This window comes from Rhizobium indigoferae (assembly GCF_034554815.1).
Lineage (GTDB): Bacteria > Pseudomonadota > Alphaproteobacteria > Rhizobiales > Rhizobiaceae > Rhizobium > Rhizobium leguminosarum.
Window position 1 is genome coordinate 461,042 of record NZ_CP140636.1, and the last position, 16,085, is coordinate 477,126.

At 59.9% G+C, this 16,085-nt stretch carries 20 protein-coding genes; 10 read left to right on the top strand and 10 right to left on the bottom strand.

The features are described 5' to 3' along the window. The first annotated feature begins 72 nt into the window (after positions 1-72). From pcaD to U5G49_RS26040, 5 genes are all read left to right on the top strand, one after another. Positions 73-882 carry a 3-oxoadipate enol-lactonase gene (gene pcaD, locus U5G49_RS26020; protein ID WP_193443766.1) on the top strand — a complete coding sequence of 270 codons (810 nt, stop codon included), beginning with the start codon at positions 73-75 and terminating at the stop codon, positions 880-882. Then, positions 879-1,283 carry a 4-carboxymuconolactone decarboxylase gene (pcaC, locus tag U5G49_RS26025; protein ID WP_115156693.1) on the top strand — a complete coding sequence of 135 codons (405 nt, stop codon included), beginning with the start codon at positions 879-881 and terminating at the stop codon, positions 1,281-1,283. Before pcaD ends, pcaC begins: the two co-directional genes overlap by 4 nt. 9 nt (positions 1,284-1,292) lie before the next feature. Continuing rightward, entirely contained in the window at positions 1,293-2,042 is a 750-nt protein-coding gene (pcaH, locus tag U5G49_RS26030; RefSeq protein ID WP_115156694.1) for a protocatechuate 3,4-dioxygenase subunit beta, read from the top strand. A gap of 2 nt (positions 2,043-2,044) precedes the next feature. Further along, entirely contained in the window at positions 2,045-2,656 is a 612-nt protein-coding gene (gene pcaG, locus U5G49_RS26035) for a protocatechuate 3,4-dioxygenase subunit alpha (RefSeq protein ID WP_193443768.1), read from the top strand. 126 nt (positions 2,657-2,782) lie between these two features. Further along, the gene (locus tag U5G49_RS26040; RefSeq protein ID WP_115156882.1) at positions 2,783-3,829 is read left to right on the top strand and encodes a 3-carboxy-cis,cis-muconate cycloisomerase; all 1,047 of its coding nucleotides are present in this window, start codon (positions 2,783-2,785) and stop codon (positions 3,827-3,829) included. On the opposite strand, the gene U5G49_RS26045 is transcribed toward U5G49_RS26040, so the two are convergent. Next, positions 3,826-4,215: a helix-turn-helix domain-containing protein gene (locus U5G49_RS26045; protein ID WP_183620536.1), complete on the bottom strand. Its 390-nt coding sequence runs from the start codon at positions 4,213-4,215 to the stop codon at positions 3,826-3,828. The genes U5G49_RS26040 and U5G49_RS26045 overlap by 4 nt on opposite strands. 134 nt (positions 4,216-4,349) lie before the next feature. Here U5G49_RS26045 and U5G49_RS26050 point away from each other — a divergent pair, with 134 nt between their 5' ends. Beyond that, positions 4,350-5,117, top strand: coding sequence for an SDR family oxidoreductase (locus tag U5G49_RS26050; RefSeq protein WP_112908856.1), 768 nt, complete (start codon positions 4,350-4,352; stop codon positions 5,115-5,117). A gap of 7 nt (positions 5,118-5,124) precedes the next feature. On the opposite strand, the gene U5G49_RS26055 is transcribed toward U5G49_RS26050, so the two are convergent. From U5G49_RS26055 to U5G49_RS26085, 7 genes are all read right to left on the bottom strand, one after another. Further along, positions 5,125-5,955: a shikimate dehydrogenase family protein gene (locus U5G49_RS26055; RefSeq protein WP_115156697.1), complete on the bottom strand. Its 831-nt coding sequence runs from the start codon at positions 5,953-5,955 to the stop codon at positions 5,125-5,127. A gap of 4 nt (positions 5,956-5,959) precedes the next feature. Further along, positions 5,960-7,027, bottom strand: coding sequence for a Gfo/Idh/MocA family protein (locus tag U5G49_RS26060; protein WP_193443770.1), 1,068 nt, complete (start codon positions 7,025-7,027; stop codon positions 5,960-5,962). 59 nt (positions 7,028-7,086) lie between these two features. Next, positions 7,087-7,851 (bottom strand): amino acid ABC transporter ATP-binding protein, encoded by a 765-nt coding sequence (locus tag U5G49_RS26065; RefSeq protein WP_115156883.1) that lies wholly within the window; start codon positions 7,849-7,851, stop codon positions 7,087-7,089. A gap of 52 nt (positions 7,852-7,903) precedes the next feature. Beyond that, positions 7,904-8,545, bottom strand: a complete 642-nt coding sequence (locus U5G49_RS26070; protein WP_115156699.1) for an amino acid ABC transporter permease — start codon at positions 8,543-8,545, stop codon at positions 7,904-7,906. A gap of 10 nt (positions 8,546-8,555) precedes the next feature. Continuing rightward, positions 8,556-9,224, bottom strand: a complete 669-nt coding sequence (locus U5G49_RS26075; RefSeq protein ID WP_018246292.1) for an amino acid ABC transporter permease — start codon at positions 9,222-9,224, stop codon at positions 8,556-8,558. A 30-nt stretch (positions 9,225-9,254) separates the two neighbouring features. After that, positions 9,255-9,698, bottom strand: a complete 444-nt coding sequence (locus U5G49_RS26080) for a type II 3-dehydroquinate dehydratase (RefSeq protein WP_115156700.1) — start codon at positions 9,696-9,698, stop codon at positions 9,255-9,257. A 111-nt stretch (positions 9,699-9,809) separates the two neighbouring features. Continuing rightward, on the bottom strand, positions 9,810-10,640 hold the full coding sequence (locus U5G49_RS26085; protein ID WP_115156701.1) for a transporter substrate-binding domain-containing protein: 831 nt from the start codon (positions 10,638-10,640) through the stop codon (positions 9,810-9,812). Between the two features lie 248 nt (positions 10,641-10,888). Here U5G49_RS26085 and U5G49_RS26090 point away from each other — a divergent pair, with 248 nt between their 5' ends. After that, positions 10,889-12,784: a bifunctional sugar phosphate isomerase/epimerase/4-hydroxyphenylpyruvate dioxygenase family protein gene (locus tag U5G49_RS26090; protein ID WP_193443772.1), complete on the top strand. Its 1,896-nt coding sequence runs from the start codon at positions 10,889-10,891 to the stop codon at positions 12,782-12,784. An 8-nt stretch (positions 12,785-12,792) separates the two neighbouring features. Here U5G49_RS26090 and U5G49_RS26095 read toward each other — a convergent pair whose 3' ends face one another. Both U5G49_RS26095 and U5G49_RS26100 read right to left on the bottom strand, forming a co-directional pair. Further along, positions 12,793-13,467, bottom strand: a complete 675-nt coding sequence (locus U5G49_RS26095) for a GntR family transcriptional regulator (RefSeq protein ID WP_115156703.1) — start codon at positions 13,465-13,467, stop codon at positions 12,793-12,795. Between the two features lie 72 nt (positions 13,468-13,539). Beyond that, the gene (locus U5G49_RS26100; protein ID WP_018494407.1) at positions 13,540-14,208 is read right to left on the bottom strand and encodes a GntR family transcriptional regulator; all 669 of its coding nucleotides are present in this window, start codon (positions 14,206-14,208) and stop codon (positions 13,540-13,542) included. 97 nt (positions 14,209-14,305) lie between these two features. Here U5G49_RS26100 and U5G49_RS26105 point away from each other — a divergent pair, with 97 nt between their 5' ends. From U5G49_RS26105 to U5G49_RS26115, 3 genes are all read left to right on the top strand, one after another. Then, entirely contained in the window at positions 14,306-14,611 is a 306-nt protein-coding gene (locus U5G49_RS26105; RefSeq protein ID WP_193443774.1) for a hypothetical protein, read from the top strand. Between the two features lie 109 nt (positions 14,612-14,720). Then, positions 14,721-15,551, top strand: coding sequence for an MBL fold metallo-hydrolase (locus tag U5G49_RS26110; RefSeq protein WP_113541671.1), 831 nt, complete (start codon positions 14,721-14,723; stop codon positions 15,549-15,551). 146 nt (positions 15,552-15,697) lie between these two features. Continuing rightward, entirely contained in the window at positions 15,698-16,072 is a 375-nt protein-coding gene (locus tag U5G49_RS26115) for a GFA family protein (protein ID WP_065276171.1), read from the top strand. The last annotated feature ends 13 nt before the right edge of the window (positions 16,073-16,085 follow it).

Below are 16,085 nucleotides of genomic sequence, written 5' to 3' on the forward strand. Positions count from 1 at the left end.
CGAAACGCCAAGAAATATCATTTTACTTAACCCCATCAACCAGTCAATTTCGCCATTCAAGAGGAGAGTGACGTGCAATTCGCCCGCATAAACGACGTGACGATCCATTATCAGGTCATCGGCGCGCCTGCCGATAGGCCGGTGATTGTCTTTGCCAATTCGCTTGGAACGGATTTCCGGATCTGGCGCGACGTGGTGGTGCGGCTTGCCGGCGAATTTGCGATCGTGCTTTACGACATGCGCGGCCACGGCCTGTCCGACGTCGGCCAGCTCCCCTCATCGATCGAGGACCATGCGACGGATCTCGCCGCCCTGCTCGATCTGCTGTCGGTCAAGGATGCCGTCATCTGCGGCCTCTCCGTCGGCGGCCTCATCGCCCAGTCGCTCTATCACCGCCGGCCGGATCTCGTCCGCGCGCTGATCCTTTGCGACACCGCCCATAAGATCGGCACGGCGGAGAGCTGGAACGCCCGCATCGCCGCCGTCGAGAGAAGCGGCATCGGCAGCATTGTCGATGCCATCATGGAACGCTGGTTCACACCCGCCTTCCGCCGGCCCGAGAGCACCGCCTATGCCGGCTATTGCAACATGCTGACGCGCCAGCCCGTCGAGGGTTATCTCGCCGCCTGTGCCGCGGTTCGCGATGCCGATCTTACCGAAATCGCAAAAACGATTGCTGTCCCGACGATCTGCATTGTCGGCGACCAGGACGGTTCGACGCCGCCCGATCTCGTGCTTTCGACTGCGAAGCTGATATCAGGCGCTCGTTACGAGGTCATCCGCGATTGCGCGCACATTCCCTGCGTCGAGCAGCCGGAGGCGCTGACGGCGATCATCCGCACCTTCCTCACATCCATTCCGTCTGGAGAAGTCAGCCCATGAATGAGACCGCGTCCTCCTCCGAGCGCTATCGCCAGGGCATGGCGACCCGCCGCGCCGTGCTCGGCGACCCCCATGTGGAGCGCGCCGCCGCTGCATCGACGGAGTTCGACCGCCCCTTCCAGGAACTGATCACCGAAGCTGCCTGGGGCCATGTCTGGTCGCGCCCGGCGCTGACGAAGCGGGAGCGCTCGATCATCACCATCGCTTTGCTCGCGGCGCTTGGCCAGGACGACGAGGTCGCCATGCATGTGCGCGCCACCGCCAATACGGGCGCGACCCGCGAGGATATTTGCGAGGCCCTACTGCATGTGGCGATCTATGCCGGCGTTCCTGCCGCCAATCACGCTATCAAGATCGCAAAGCAGGCTTTTGAACAGATGGACGCCGAAAAAGCGGCCTGAGAGGGGATCATGTCCGAACGACCGAACCGCAAGCCTGAGACCGGCGGATTTTTCGCCCGCGACCGCGCCTGGCATGCGCCGGCGCTGACTCCCGGCTACAAGACCTCCGTGCTGCGTGCGCCGCAGCGCGCGCTGCTGTCGCTCGACGGCACGATTTCCGAGACCACCGGTCCGGTCTTTGGCCATTCGATGATCGGCGAACTCGACAACGACCTGATCCTGAACTACGCGCAGCCCGGCGAAAGTGCGATCGGCGAACGCATCATCGTCCATGGCCGCGTGCTCGATGAGCGCGCCCGGCCGGTTGCAGGCGCCTTGGTCGAGTTCTGGCAGGCCAATGCCGGCGGCCGCTATCGCCACAAGAAGGAAACCTATCTGGCGGCGATCGACCCTAATTTCGGCGGCTGCGGCCGCGCCATCACCGACGAGGACGGCTGCTACCATTTCCGCACCATCCGCCCAGGCGCCTATCCCTGGCCGAACGGCATCAACGATTGGCGTCCCGCCCATATCCATTTTTCGATCTTCGGGCATGGCTTTGCCCAGCGCTTGATCACCCAGATGTATTTCGAGGGCGATCCGATGATCTGGAAATGTCCGATCGTCGGCACGATCCCCGACAAGTCGGCGATCGAGCAGCTGATCGCGCCGCTCGACTGGGGCAATACCATTCCGATGGATTCACGCGCCTATAAATTCGATATCGTTCTGCGCGGCCGCCGCTCGACGATGTTCGAAAACAAATTGGAAGGCAACTGACCATGCAGCAGCTCGGCTATCTCAAGGAAACCCCGTCGCAGACGGCAGGCCCCTATGTCCATATAGGCCTGACGCCGAATTTCTGCGACATAACGGGCGTCTACGACACCGATCTTGGCATCGAGATGGTCAACGACAAGACGCTCGGCGAGCGTATCACCGTCACCGGCCGGATCTTCGATGGCGCCGGGGCGCTGGTGCGCGATGCGGTCATCGAGATCTGGCAGGCCGACAGCGCCGGCCTCTACAACAGCCCGTCGGAAATGCGCGGCGCCGCCGATCCCAATTTCACCGGCTGGGGCCGCTGCCCGACCCGTGCTGAAGACGGCGTCTATAGCTTCGAGACCGTCAAGCCCGGCCGCGTTCCCTTCAAGGACGGTCGCAAACAAGCCCCGCACATCACCTTCTGGATCGTCGCCCGCGGCATCAATATCGGCCTGCACACACGCATGTATTTCCCGGAGGAGCCGGAGGCCAACGCCGCCGACCCGCTGCTTTCGCGCATCGAGCATCGCGAGCGCGTCGCAACGATGGTCGCCACGCGCGACGGCGCGATCTGTCGTTTCGACATCTATCTGCAGGGTCCGAAGGAAACGGTGTTTCTCGATATCTGAGGGTCTGCATGCCGGCAGCTTGTTCTAAGGGCTCCGTGCAAGTAGCCTCCCCTCACTCGACCCTCTCTCCCCGAGGGGAGAGCTAGCGGCAGCCGGATGGGGGACGACGCAAAAAACGAGACACCCATGACCGCATCGCCATTCGACCACCCTTTCCTCTCCGGCCTGCTCGGCGACGATGAAATCGCGCCCTATTTCTCCGCCGAGGCGGATATCCGGGCCATGCTTTCCTTCGAGGCCGCGCTCGCCAAGGCCGAAGCCGCTCACGGCCTGATCCCTGCCGAAGCGGCACGGCGCATCACTGACACCTGCGCCGCCTTCTCGCCCGATGTGTCCAGTCTTCGATCGGCAACGGCAAGGGACGGTGTCGTCGTTCCCGACCTCGTCGAGCAGCTGCGCGCTGCTGTCGGCGAGGAAGCGGCAAAAAGCCTGCATCTCGGCGCCACCAGCCAGGATGTCATCGATACCAGCCTGATGATCCGCCTGAAGGGCGTCGTCTTCCTCTTTGCCGGCCGGCTTTCCGCCATTGCCGCAGGGCTCGATGCGCTGGACGGCCAGTTCGGCCGGAACCAGCTGATGGGTCATACCCGCATGCAGGCGGCTATCCCGATCACCGTAGCCGACCGCCTCAATGCCTGGCGCGCACCGTTGACGACCTTTCGCGACCGCCTGACCGAGCAGAGTTTTCCCGTCCAGTTCGGTGGTGCGGCCGGCACGCTAGACAAGCTCGGGTCGCAGGCCGCAGCCATCCGTGCCTCGCTCGCCCAGGAACTCGGCCTCACCGACGCACCCCAATGGCAGAGCGGGCGCCTGCCGATCGCCGATATTGCCGGCCTGTTCGCGTCGATATCGGGCGGTCTCGGCAAGATGGGGCAGGATATCGCGCTACTCGCCCAGGCCGGCGATGAGATCGAAATCTCGGGCGGCGGCACCTCGTCGGCGATGGCGCACAAGCAGAACCCCGTTTCCGCCGAGGTCCTCGTCTCGCTCGCCCGCTTCAACGCCACTGTTCTATCGGGCATCCACCAGTCCCTTGTCCACGAACAGGAACGCTCCGGTGCGGCCTGGACGCTCGAATGGCTGCTGCTGCCGCAAATGACGATGGCAACCGCCGCCAGCCTGCGGCTCGCCGGGGAGCTTACGGGGAATATCAAGAGGCTTGGAACGGCCTAGCTCAGAACCTGAAGTCCGTGCTTCTGCACGATCGAGAGCAGCTTCAACGCTGTCCCGCTCGGCCGTTTGGCACCGCTTTCCCACTTCTGCACGGTGGATTCGCTGGTATTCAGATATCGTGCAAAAACCGGCTGGCTGACGTGATTGCTTTCCCGCAGCGCCTTGATCTCTTCAGGATCGAGAACGCCCGGCGAAACGAGGCAACTTTCGTCGAAGGAGCGCATCGTTTCCTTGTCGATTGTTCCTATTTTATGCATAGCCTTCGCGGACGTGTGAATAGCCTCGAACGCATCACTCTTGTACTTAATTCTTTTTGCCATGTTCGATCTCCAGACGCCGCCCAGATCAACTGCCTTGCCTTCCGCGACCTGCCTGATAGCTTTCAATAGTACGGAATCCGATATCCGCGCTTTGCGAGCTGCCTTGATAAACCACCCGGTTTGAAAGCCGTTCCGAATGTCTCAAAGTAGCACCCGGTGCTACGTTTTTCAAGTTGACCTCCCAAGATGAGAGCAGCCTCGTGACCTTTCCCCTTTTCGATCTCTCCGGCCGCCGCGTCCTCGTCACCGGCTCCAGTCAGGGCATCGGCCGAGCATTGGCGGTCGGACTTGCCGAGCATGGCGCTTCGATCATCATCAACGGCCGCAACGCGCAGAAGGCGGAAGCCGCCGCCGAGGATATTCGTCGCAGCCATCGCCATGCCGTCAGTGCCGCCTTCGACGTCACCGATGCGGAAGCCAGCCGCACCGCCATCGCCTATATCGAGGCGGAGATCGGCCCGATCGACGTCCTCGTCAACAATGCCGGCATGCAGTTTCGCACCCCGCTGGAGAACTTCCCGGTCGACAAGTGGGACGAAATCTTCAAGACCAACGTCTCCAGCCTGTTCTATGTCAGCCAGCCGGTCGCCCAGGCGATGATTGCGCGCGGCCGCGGCAAGATCATCAACATTGCCTCCGTCCAGGCCGAACTCGCCCGTCCCGGCATCGCGCCCTATACAGCGACCAAAGGCGCGGTGAAGAACCTCACGCGCGGCATGGCGACCGACTGGGCGAAATACGGTTTGCAGATCAATGCGATCGCGCCCGGCTATTTCCGCACGCCGCTCAACCAGGCCCTCGTCGATGATCCCAAGTTTTCCGCCTGGCTGGAAAACCGCACGCCTGCCGGCCGCTGGGGCGAGGTCAAGGAGCTCGTCGGCGCCGCCGTCTTCCTGGCCTCGGATGCCTCCTCCTTCGTCAACGGCCACATGCTGACCGTCGATGGCGGCATCACCGCCTCGCTTTGAGTTCACATCATCCGAGCTTGGCGATGGCACGCAGATTGTCGGCCGTCGTCGTCGGGAAGTCGAAGAATTCGAGATAGGCTGGGATCTGTTCGAATAACATGTCGGTCCCAACCTGAAACGCACAGCCGCGCGCTCGCACGGCCTCGAGAAAAGGGGTTATCTCCTTCGTCATCACGACTTCGCCGACGAAGGTCGAAGGCGAGATGCGGTCGATATCGATCGGCAGCGGATCACCCCGTCGCATTCCGAGAGGCGTCGCGTTGACGACAATGTCGAAACCTTCAGGATCGACGGAGCCGACCGTCACTTCAAGATGCGGATAGTATTTCTTCAGCCTGTCGAGCAGCGCGGCCGCGGTCGTCTCGTTGGCGTCGAAGATGGCGAGATGGGCGACGCCCGCCTGTGCCAACGATGCCGCGATCGCCGAACCGACGCCACCGGCACCGGCGATGAGCGCACGGGCTCCTTCGATCTTTTTGCCCTTGCGCAACACGCCTCGAACGAAGCCCTCGCCATCGAACATGTCACCGATCAGCCTGCCGTCCGAAGCGAGACGCACTGCATTGCACGAGCCGGCGACTTTCGCGTTGGTCGACGTTTCGTCGAGAAACGCCATCGTCGAAATCTTGTGCGGCATCGTGATGAGAGCACCGTGGATATTGGATAGCCGGAACAGAAGCTTCAGAAATGCCGGATAGTCCTGCGGCCTGCAGCCCATCGGCACGACGACGGCATCAATTCCATTCTTCTCGAAGTACGGATTGTAGATCAGCGGGGCCTTGAAGGACTCCGTGGGATAGCCGAGGTGAGCGATGAGTTTGGTCGTCCCGGTGATCATGTGGTCAGACTTTCTGGGGGTCGGAAGAGGCGCTGGCCTTGGAGAGGTGGATCATCTGCCCCCAGCGCGCCGATCTCTTGATCGCTTCGATGACCCTGAGAGTAGCAAGGCCCTCCCGGCCACTCACGAGAGGTGTGGCATCGCCACGAATGACGTCGCAAAAATGTCTGAGCTGAACGCAAAGGGGATCGGCTGCTGCGTAGGGCACCTGCTCCTGGGCAAGCTGCTCCAGCCAATCGGGCTTCGAAGGGCTCGTCCACAGTGTTAGATCAGGAATTCCGAGCGAACCCTTTGTGCCGCCGATCTGGTAGCAGGATTGGTCATAGTGGGGAAAGGCAGAGTTTTCGCCGGCGGTCGCTTCCCAGCTCCAGGGCGCGGCCACAGCATCGCTACCGTTGAGGGTGGCAAGCACCCCGCTTTCGAAACGCAGCGTGACGACAGCCGTTTCCTCGACGGCGTGGTTCCGCACGGCGTGTGATTCCATCGCTTGGACGGCTTCAACCTCGCCGAAGAAATATCGCAAGAGATCGACATCGTGGATCAGGTTGACGAAGACCGGGCCGGCGCCCGCTTCGCGCCGCCAGGGGATGTCGAAATACTCGTCGGGCTTGGCGACCCAGAAGGTGGCGTGCACCGTGATGATCCGACCGAGCCTTCCGCCATCGACGATCTGTTTGGCCGCCTGGATCATCGGATTGTGGCGCCTGTGATGGCCGACCAGCAGCGGTATGCCTGCCTTCTCGCCGGCTGCAACAAGTGCGGCCGCGGCATCGACATCGTCGGCGATCGGTTTCTCGATCAGAACAGGGATGCCGGCAGCGACGATCTCCATTCCGTTCTCGACGTGGAGCTGGTTCGGCGTTGCCACGATGACGCCGTCAGGCCTGTCCTCACGGCGGATGTCTAAGAAGTTCCGGTACCATCGGGCGCCGACAGTCTCGGCAAAGTCACGCCCGGCGTCAGAAGGATCGATCACCGCCGAGAGAACGGTTCCGGGCTCGGAGATAATTCGCTCGGCGTGGCGCCTGCCGATGAGGCCGGCTCCCATGACTGCAATCTCCAGCGGCTTCATTGCCAGCTCCCGGAATCTGCCAGAGGTGTATTTGTCAGACGCATCGACCTTGAGACCCCTTACTTCCGAAGGATTTCTCCGAGGAATTTTCTGGTTCGCTCATGCTGTGGGTTTGTGAAGAACTCGGCGGGCGGGGCTTCCTCGACGATCGCGCCGCTGGCCATGAAGATCACGCGATCGGCGACCTGGCGGGCAAAGCCCATTTCGTGCGTGACGCAGATCATCGTCATGCCTTCGTCGGCCAGCGCGATCATGGTATCCAGCACCTCCTTGACCATCTCCGGATCAAGCGCCGACGTCGGCTCATCGAACAGCATGACTTTCGGCCGCATGCAAAGCGCGCGGGCAATGGCCACGCGCTGCTGCTGTCCACCCGAAAGCTGCACCGGATATTTGTCGGCCTGCTCCAGGATCTTGACCCGCTCGAGCAGCCCGCGTGCCCGCTCCTCGGCCTCCGCCTTACCGACGCCGATAGCCTTCATCGGCGCCAGCATGCAGTTCTGCAGCACGGTCAGATGCGGAAACAGATTGAACTGCTGGAAGACCATGCCGACTTCACGGCGGATCGCATCGATGGTCCTGGCCTGATTTCCGAGAAGAATTCCGCCGACGCGGATTTCACCTTTCTCGTAGGTCTCAAGATGGTTGATGCAGCGGATGAGCGTCGACTTCCCACTGCCGGAAGGCCCACACAAGACGATCCTCTCGCCGCTACGAACCGATATGTTGATGTCGTGCAGGGCTTGAAAAGCGCCATACCACTTCTCCACCCGCTCCATGGTGATCATGGTCTCTGCGCCTTGAGCAGGACTGGGACTGGTCATCATATGAACTCCACGTTGGCGGCTGGATCGCATCGAAGAACAGGGATGCGGATCAGCGCGCAGAAACGGCAAACTTTCGTTCGAGGCGCGCGCCAAGAATCGTCAGTGGGCAGCACATCAGGAAATAGAGAATGCCGACGATGCCGAAGACCGTCAGCGGTTGGAAGATCTGGTTGGAGATGATGTTGCCGGCGCGCGTCAGCTCGGTGAAGCCGACGATCGATGCAAGCGAGGTGCCTTTGATCAGCTGCACGAGGAAACCGACCGTGGCAGGCAGCGAGATGCGCAGCGCCTGCGGCAGGATGACATCCTTCATGCGCGACACATATCTGAGGCTGAGAGCCTTTGCCGCTTCCGTCTGGCCGCGCGGAACCGCTTCGATCGAGCCACGCCAGATCTCGCCCAGATAGGCGCTTGCATGCAGGGTCAGGCCGATGGCAACGGCCACCCAGGCATCGAGCATCAGCCCCACCAGCGCCAGGCCGTAATAGACGACGAAAAGCTGCATCAGCAGAGGTGTTCCCTGGAAGATAGCGATATAGCCGGCCGTCAGGCGTTCCAGCACCGGTATGCCCGAGGCGCGCGCAAGGGCGACGCCGAGCCCTGCAATGCAGCCGCAGACGAAGCCGACAGCGGACAGGACCACGGTCCACTTCAAGCCGATCAGGAGGAAGACGAATTCGTCGTGACCCATGGAATTCCTCCTACTTGACCGGATATTTGAAGTAGCGCGCCGAAAACAGCGCGAAGATGCGCATCATCAGCCAGGAGATCACGAAATAGAAAATCGTGACCGTGAAGTAGACCTCGAAGCTGCGGAAGCTCTCCGACTCGATGCGCTGCGAAACGGAAGTCAGCTCGTAGGCCGAAATCGCCGATGCAATGCTGGTGGTCAGCGTCAGGAGGACGAACTGGCTGGTCAGGGACGGATAGATCGCCCGCAATGCCGGCTTGAGGATGATCAGCCGGAAAACCTGAGCCTTGTGCAGACCAAGGGCCAGACCCGCTTCCATCTGTCCCTTCGGGATCGACTGGACGCCACCGCGAATGATCTCGATTGCGTAGGCACCCCCGTTGATGCCGAGCGCAATAATCGCCGTCGGCGTCGGATCTAGCCTGATGCCGGTGAGCGGAAGCGCAAAATAGATGAAGAAGATCTGGACCAGAAAAGGCGTGTTGCGGATCAATTCGACGAAAGCGATGACCAGCCATCGCGCCGGCTTGAGCGCAGAGTCGCGCAACGCAACGCCGCCAATTCCGATGATGATCGCCAGCAGCATCCCACAAATGGCAAGCAAGAATGTCCCGAGGCAGCCAAGCAGAAGGCTCGGCAGGCCATCTATGACCGGGGTGAAATCCAACTTATAGTTCATGGCAATCCTTCGGTCCGTCTTCCTGAAAGTTCAGTCCCGCTTGACCATGCCTGCCATCGCCTGGACAGCGAGTTCATAGCCGTCGGCTCCAAAGCCGATCATGATGGCCGTGACAACGCGCGAGATCAGCGAATTGTGGTAGATGCTCTCGCGCGCATGAACATTCGAAATATGCAGTTCGATCTTCGGCGGGTCGAACATTTTCAACGCATCGAGAAGGGCGATCGATGTGAACGTATAAGCGGCAGGATTGATGATGATGCCACAGGCGTCAGTCCGGGCCTGGTGAACGCTCTCGACGAGTTCGCCCTCGAAATTGGTCTGCCGAAACTCGACGTCGAATCCGAGCGCCTTTGCCTTGGCCACGCAGCGTTGCCTGATGTCGGCAAGCGTCGTTGTTCCATAGATCGCCGGCTCGCGTTGACCGAGAAGATTGAGGTTCGGTCCATTGAGCACAAAGATTGGTTTGTTCATGATCGCGCTCCCGGACGCGGGCCGAAGCCGGTCTCCAAACATGATGGTAGCGTTGGCGGGCATCACTAGGGACGCCCGCCTCCACGGCTAAATGCTCGGTTTATGGAGCTTTCAGTTTGCGGCGAACGGAATGCCCTCGAGGCTAGCCGGGAATTCCGGGACCGGAACCTTCATCCACTTGTCGTAGACTGCCTTGAGTTCGCCGTTGGCCTTGATCTTGTCGATGAAGGTGTTGATCGCCGCATTGATTTCCTTTTCGCCGAGACGCGTGCAAGCACCGTTATAGAGCTTCTGGAACTCAAGCTTGTTTTCGAATTCGCCCGGACGGGCCTTCTCCACCCTATCCATATAGAAGATGTTGCCACCAAGCGTCTCGACCTGGCCGGACACGAGCGCCTGGACGCTTGCGGCGTCTCCGTCATAGCGTCGGATGGTCGTGCCTGGGGGTGCGTTCTTGGTGACCTGCGTGTCCTGAGCTGCACCCTTGGCCACGCCGACCGTGTACTTGGCCATGTCGGCATTCGTCTTGATCTCTGCGGATTTCGGACCAATCAGAACGATGGCGTTGGCAACATAGGGCTTGCTGAACTGCACGGCCTTTGCGCGATCTGGCAGCATTGCCATCGTCGCGAACAAAACGTCGACGCGGCCGGCCGTCAGTGCGGGAATGCGGTTGTTGACTTCAAGCGGCACGAACTCGACGGAAACACCCAGTTCCTTGGCAAACAGTGTTGCGATGTCGGCATCGAGGCCGTCCTGTTTGCCACCGCTGGTCACAAAGCCCCAGGGCGGGTTGTCGCCCTGAATCCCGACGATGATCTTGCCGCGAGCCTTAATTTCGTCAGGCGTGACGGCGGCCGCCGGTTGCGCCAGGGTGACGGCAGCCACCAGGGCCGCCGCTCCGAGCATCGCATTTCGGCGCGTTAGCAAAGACTTGAACATGTAAATCCTCCTCCTTTGGCGGTCATTCGACCGGACAGCCACCTCACCTTTTGACTGTGAGAGCAATGATTGCCAGAGACGAGCGCTCAAATCAACAGAGTTTTTCAAAATCATATGAGAATTTATAATAAGACACGCTATTTGAATTCCTCACGACATTTGCCATAATAGTAGCGAGCGGTTTTCTGGAACGCATCGTCGTCTTCGGCGCTCGTTTAATCTCGCACGGATATCGGAAGGGCTTTGACATGAGGACCTCGATTGCGACTGTAACGATCAGCGGCGAACTCCCGGAGAAGCTCGAGGCGATCGCCCAGGCGGGCTTCGATGGCGTCGAGATCTTCGAGAATGACTTCCTCGCCTTCGACGGAAGCCCGGCTGATGTCGGGAAACTCGTCCGCGACCATGGCCTGGAGATCACCCTGTTTCAGCCATTTCGTGATTTCGAGGGCATGCCGGAGCCGCTGCGAAGCCGCACATTTGACCGTGCGGAGCGAAAGTTCGACGTCATGCAGCAGCTGGGAACGGACCTGGTGCTCGTCTGCTCAAACGTCTCGCCGGCAGCCATCGGCGGCATCGACCGGGCAGCAGACGACTTCCGCGAACTCGGCGAACGTGCCGCCAAGCGTGGACTGAGGGTGGGCTACGAGGCGCTTGCCTGGGGTCGCCACATCAATGACCACCGCGACGCCTGGGAGATCGTGCGTCGCGCCGATCATCCGAATGTCGGTCTTATCCTCGACAGCTTCCACACCTTGTCGCGTAAGATCGACGTCAATTCCATCCGCTCGATTCCCAAAGAGAAAATCTTCATCGTCCAGCTTGCCGATGCTCCGTTGATCGACATGGACCTGCTCTATTGGAGCCGCCACTTCCGAAATATGCCAGGTGAAGGCGACCTTCCCGTTACTGCGTTCACCGAAGCCGTCGCCGCAACAGGTTATGATGGGTATTTCTCCCTGGAGATCTTCAACGACCAGTTTCGAGGCGGTTTGTCGCGTGCGATCGCGGCCGATGGCCATCGCTCCCTGATCTATCTCGGCGATCAGGTGCGCCGCCATCTCGGCATCGGCAGCATGACCGGAGCGGCGATGCCGGAAAGGCCCTCCGTTAAGGGGGTCGGCTTCGTCGAGTTTGCCACTGACGAGGACGATGAAATCGAGCTGGTTGCATTGCTGCGCACTCTCGGATTCAAGAGGACTGCAATCCACCGCACGAAGAAAGTCTCTCTTTTCGAGCAGGGCGAGATACGGATCCTCGTCAATGTCGATCAGGCAGGATTCGCGAATGCGGCCTACGCCGTTCACGGTACTTTTGCATATGCCATGGCCCTGGTCGTCGACGACGCCGTCAAGGCATATGAGCGCGCACTCGCCTTGGATGCCGAGCCATTCACCCAGCCCGTCGCAGAGGGTGAGCTCGAGCTGCCTGCCATTCGGGGCGTGGGAGGTGGGATCGTCTATCTCATCGACGACAAGAGCGCATTGGGTCGCTTCTCCGAAATCGACTTTCAGCCGGTTGCGGACGACAGCGACGCGCCGTCGGCAGGCCTTTTGCGCATTGATCACGTCGCCCAGACGGTCGGCTACGATGAAATGCTCACCTGGCTTTTGTTCTATACGTCCATTTTCGAGACGCGGAAGACCCCTATGGTCGACATCATCGATCCAGCCGGGGTGGTCCGCAGCCAAGTTGTCGAAAACGAGTCCGGCGCGCTGCGCATTACCATGAACGGAGCCGAGAATCGCCGCACCCTGGCGGGGCACTTCATTGCCGAGAAATTCGGGGCCGGCATACAGCACCTGGCGTTCTTGACCGACGATATCTTTGCAACCGCCGAAAGCCTTCGTGTTTGCGGTTTCAGATCCCTGCACATTTCGCCGAACTATTATGACGACGTCGAAGCACGGTTCGGCCTCGATCCGGCCCTGACCGAGCGGCTGAAGGCGGAAAACATCCTCTATGACCGAGACGAGCATGGCGAATATTTCCAGCTCTATAGCGGAACATATGGAGAGGTTTTCTTTTTCGAGATCGTCGAGCGCCGAGGCTACCGCGGATACGGCGCGCCGAACGCTATTTTCCGGATCGCCGCGTTGAAAAAGCAGATGCGTCCGGAAGGAATTCCGAAAGACGCCTCTTGAGCCGTGTTTTAGGTAATCCGGCCGCTCTTGAGCACATGCTCCACGCCGCTTTGAACGTGCCGTCTGACGACCTCGGTTGCACCAGCAACGTCGCGCTGAATGGAAAGCTCGAACAGAAGCCTATGGTCATCGACGACGGGCTTTCCGCGAAAGCTCTCGGCCAGCATATGGTAGCGGAGAAAGCGGTCGAAGACGGATGACAACGTCGCCATCAGCGTCGCTGAATTGCAGGCAGAGACGATCGCCTGATGGAACTCCCAGTCGTATCGGACCCAGTCGACGGTCCGCGAGACGTCGCCGGCAAGGAGCTTGCGTTCGGCAGCAGCCAGCCTGTGATGTGCGGCGACGATGCGCCCCTCCCATTCGAGATTTCCCGCAGCGAAGGCAAGGCCGATCGCGTGCGTTTCAAGAACGATCCTGAGGTCGGCTAGCTCGAGGAGTTCTCGGCGCGAAGCAGGGCTGACTTCGAAGCCACGCTGGCCCTCGGCGACAACGAGATTTTCCGTCGTCAGGCGGCTTAGAATTTCGCGGAGCGATGAAATGCCGATGGAGTAGCGCTCCTTTGCCTGCTCCAGCTTGATCTTGGCCCCCGGCGGCAATGTCCCTGATATGATATCCTCACGGATTTGCCGGAAGACGACATCGCTTACTGTTTCAGCCGGGTCATGGACTTGCTTGAGCATGGCTTTTCCTGGTTTTGCCGAAATGTCCGCGTTGGTAGACCTGAAGCTCGAAGAGACACGTCCGGATCATTTCTATTTCAGCGTCCCTCTTGCCAGCGCATGTTCGACCCCGCCCTGGATATGCAGCACAAGCACCCGCTTGGCCGTCTCCGCATCGCGTCGCAATGCCGCATCCAAAAGCTGCTGATGTTCATTGGCGGCGACATCGCCGCGATAGGACAAGGCGACCATCTGGTATCGCAAATATCTGTCGAAGATCACCGAGTGCGTCTCCATCAGCAGTTTCGATCCACAGGCGGATATCAGCGCTTGGTGAAACTCCCAGTCGTAACGCTTCCAGTCCTCTGCCCTGCTGGTGTCGCCAGATGCCATCACCTGTTCCATCCGCGCCAATTTGTAGTGCGCTGATACCAGGGGAGCTTCCCACTCCACGTCGCCATGCACGAACGACTGCTCCAGCGCATGTGTTTCCAGGAGAAGCCTGAGTGCCGCTGTCTCCTTGAGGTCCGAAACGGACACCGGAGATACTTCGAAACCTTTTTGTCCCTCGGCAACGACAAGCCCCTCGGACGACAGCCGATTGAGCACTTCTCGAAGTGTACTGATGCTGGTCTCGTAGGACTCCTTCAAGCTTTCCAGCTTCAACTTCTGTCCGGGGGCCAGCCGACCGAAAATGATGTCGGCCCGAATGCGCCTGTAGCTGCTCTCGGCAATGGTCTCGTTTATAACCGGCTGCAGCATCGCGAGTCTCTTATATTTTCTATATCCTCGGATATATCTCCTTCTGGCATTCTCAATCAAGGAAGCATTCGCAGAATAGGAATTAGAATTTCCTCATATGATGCTGGTTTGGCCGGAGAACGCGGATGCGACTGGGGTCGAGCAGGGCCTGACCACAATACAGCGCCAAATGCCTGTGGGGCCAAGCCCTTTGGCGTGGCTTTTCGCGCTGCTCCTAAAACTGGATTTTTCGGCTCAACAGGGCGGCAATTGTTTTTTCAATCGCGCGCAACCATCTAATAAGCATGACGTACGGGAAAATGTCCCCGCCCTCAGCAGCCCGTTTACCGAAAACCAACCATACTGGGTTGCTTTCCGAAGCGAAAGCCGATTGCTTAGGAAAATCTACTTCTTCTTCCGCTAGCGGTTAGGAGAATGAAAGGGGCCGCAGGCAAACCCGTGGAATTCTACTGCTTCGCATCGGGATGAACAATGACTACGATGGCGACGTGGGAAGGCCGGTTTGAAGAACGATGACGACAGATTTGTTTCAGGTAAAATTTTGGGGCGTCCGCGGCAGTATTCCCGTGTCAGGCCCCGAGTTCGATCGCTACGGCGGTAACACTTCCTGCATCGAAATTCGCTGCGGAAAACATCGGATGATCTTCGACGCAGGCTCCGGCCTGCGCGAGGCTGGGCTATCGATGATCGCCGACAGCGTCAGCGACGTCGATCTGTTCTTCAGCCACTGCCACTACGACCACATCATCGGCCTGCCCTTCTTCAAGGCGATCTATTACCCCTCGATCAACGTCAACATCTGGTCCGGCCATCTCGATGGCAAGATGAGCACGCGCGAAATGGTCGAGCAGTTCATCAGCCCGCCCTGGTTTCCCGTCAAGACCGACATCTGCCAGGCGACGATGAACTTCCGCGATTTCCATGCCGGTCAGGTGCTGACCCCTCACAAGGGCATCGAGATCAAGACCTTCATGCTGAACCATCCGGGCGGCGCCATCGGCTACCGCATCGAATGGCAGGGCCGCTCGGTCGCTCTCGTCTATGATATCGAGCATATTCCAGGCAGCTATGATCCGGTTTCGCTGGAGATGATGCGGGACGCCGATCTCGTCGTCTACGACTGCACCTACAACGAAGACGAGATGCAGCGCTTCAAGGGCTTCGGCCATTCGACCTGGCAGCATGGCACCGAGCTGGCGAAAATGGCGGGCACCAAGCGCTTCGCGCTCTTCCACCACGCCCCCTCCCGCACCGACGAACAGCTGGCGCAGATGGAAATGCAAGCGCAGGCAGCCTTCCCCGAATCCTTTGCCGCGCGCGACAATCAGATCGTGGTGATCTAGCAGCTCCGCTAAGGGCCTCCGTTATCCTGTCCAGTCCGAGGCTCTTCGACTACGTCGAACCGAGCATGCCTGCGACGTCACAGCGGAACCGATGCTGGGCCAGACCGTTTTTCCGGCAGCGCAAATCAACGAAACAGGCATCCGTTATGACCGTGCTTTCCGGAAAGTGTCTCTGCGGGCAGGTGCACATTTCTGTCCGGGGCGAACCCTTACGCGTTGGAATCTGTCATTGCACGGATTGCAGGCAAGAAAGCGGTTCGGCCTTTACCTTTTATGGGATCTGGCCCGCCGGCCAATTCGAACATTCAGGGCAAACCGCCGCGTTTCAAGGCCGGCATTTCTGCACCGGTTGCGGTTCGCGCCTGTTTTCCGCCGACGACCAGGAGGCGGAAATCAAGCTTGGCATTCTGTCCGAGGCGCCGACGCCTCTGGTGCCGAGCTACGAACTCTGGGTCAAACGCCGCGAGCCGTGGCTGCGACCGGTGGAAGGCGCCGAGCAGTATGACGAAGACCGAAGGTGAAGAGAACGACGAA

Bases quoted from the DNA above. Each gene is read 5' to 3' on its own strand.
- U5G49_RS26100 (WP_018494407.1), bottom strand. From the start codon at position 14,208: ATGCTGCAGCCGGTTATAAACGAGACCATTGCCGAGAGCAGCTACAGG.
- U5G49_RS26090 (WP_193443772.1), top strand. From the start codon at position 10,889: ATGAGGACCTCGATTGCGACTGTAACGATCAGCGGCGAACTCCCGGAG.
- pcaH (WP_115156694.1), top strand. From the start codon at position 1,293: ATGTCCGAACGACCGAACCGCAAGCCTGAGACCGGCGGATTTTTCGCC.
- U5G49_RS26080 (WP_115156700.1), bottom strand. From the start codon at position 9,698: ATGAACAAACCAATCTTTGTGCTCAATGGACCGAACCTCAATCTTCTC.
- pcaG (WP_193443768.1), top strand. From the start codon at position 2,045: ATGCAGCAGCTCGGCTATCTCAAGGAAACCCCGTCGCAGACGGCAGGC.
- U5G49_RS26110 (WP_113541671.1), top strand. From the start codon at position 14,721: ATGACGACAGATTTGTTTCAGGTAAAATTTTGGGGCGTCCGCGGCAGT.
- U5G49_RS26095 (WP_115156703.1), bottom strand. From the start codon at position 13,467: ATGCTCAAGCAAGTCCATGACCCGGCTGAAACAGTAAGCGATGTCGTC.
- U5G49_RS26040 (WP_115156882.1), top strand. From the start codon at position 2,783: ATGACCGCATCGCCATTCGACCACCCTTTCCTCTCCGGCCTGCTCGGC.
- U5G49_RS26075 (WP_018246292.1), bottom strand. From the start codon at position 9,224: ATGAACTATAAGTTGGATTTCACCCCGGTCATAGATGGCCTGCCGAGC.
- U5G49_RS26055 (WP_115156697.1), bottom strand. From the start codon at position 5,955: ATGATCACCGGGACGACCAAACTCATCGCTCACCTCGGCTATCCCACG.
- U5G49_RS26115 (WP_065276171.1), top strand. From the start codon at position 15,698: ATGACCGTGCTTTCCGGAAAGTGTCTCTGCGGGCAGGTGCACATTTCT.
- U5G49_RS26085 (WP_115156701.1), bottom strand. From the start codon at position 10,640: ATGTTCAAGTCTTTGCTAACGCGCCGAAATGCGATGCTCGGAGCGGCG.
- U5G49_RS26060 (WP_193443770.1), bottom strand. From the start codon at position 7,027: ATGAAGCCGCTGGAGATTGCAGTCATGGGAGCCGGCCTCATCGGCAGG.
- U5G49_RS26070 (WP_115156699.1), bottom strand. From the start codon at position 8,545: ATGGGTCACGACGAATTCGTCTTCCTCCTGATCGGCTTGAAGTGGACC.
- U5G49_RS26065 (WP_115156883.1), bottom strand. From the start codon at position 7,851: ATGACCAGTCCCAGTCCTGCTCAAGGCGCAGAGACCATGATCACCATG.
- pcaC (WP_115156693.1), top strand. From the start codon at position 879: ATGAATGAGACCGCGTCCTCCTCCGAGCGCTATCGCCAGGGCATGGCG.
- U5G49_RS26105 (WP_193443774.1), top strand. From the start codon at position 14,306: ATGATGCTGGTTTGGCCGGAGAACGCGGATGCGACTGGGGTCGAGCAG.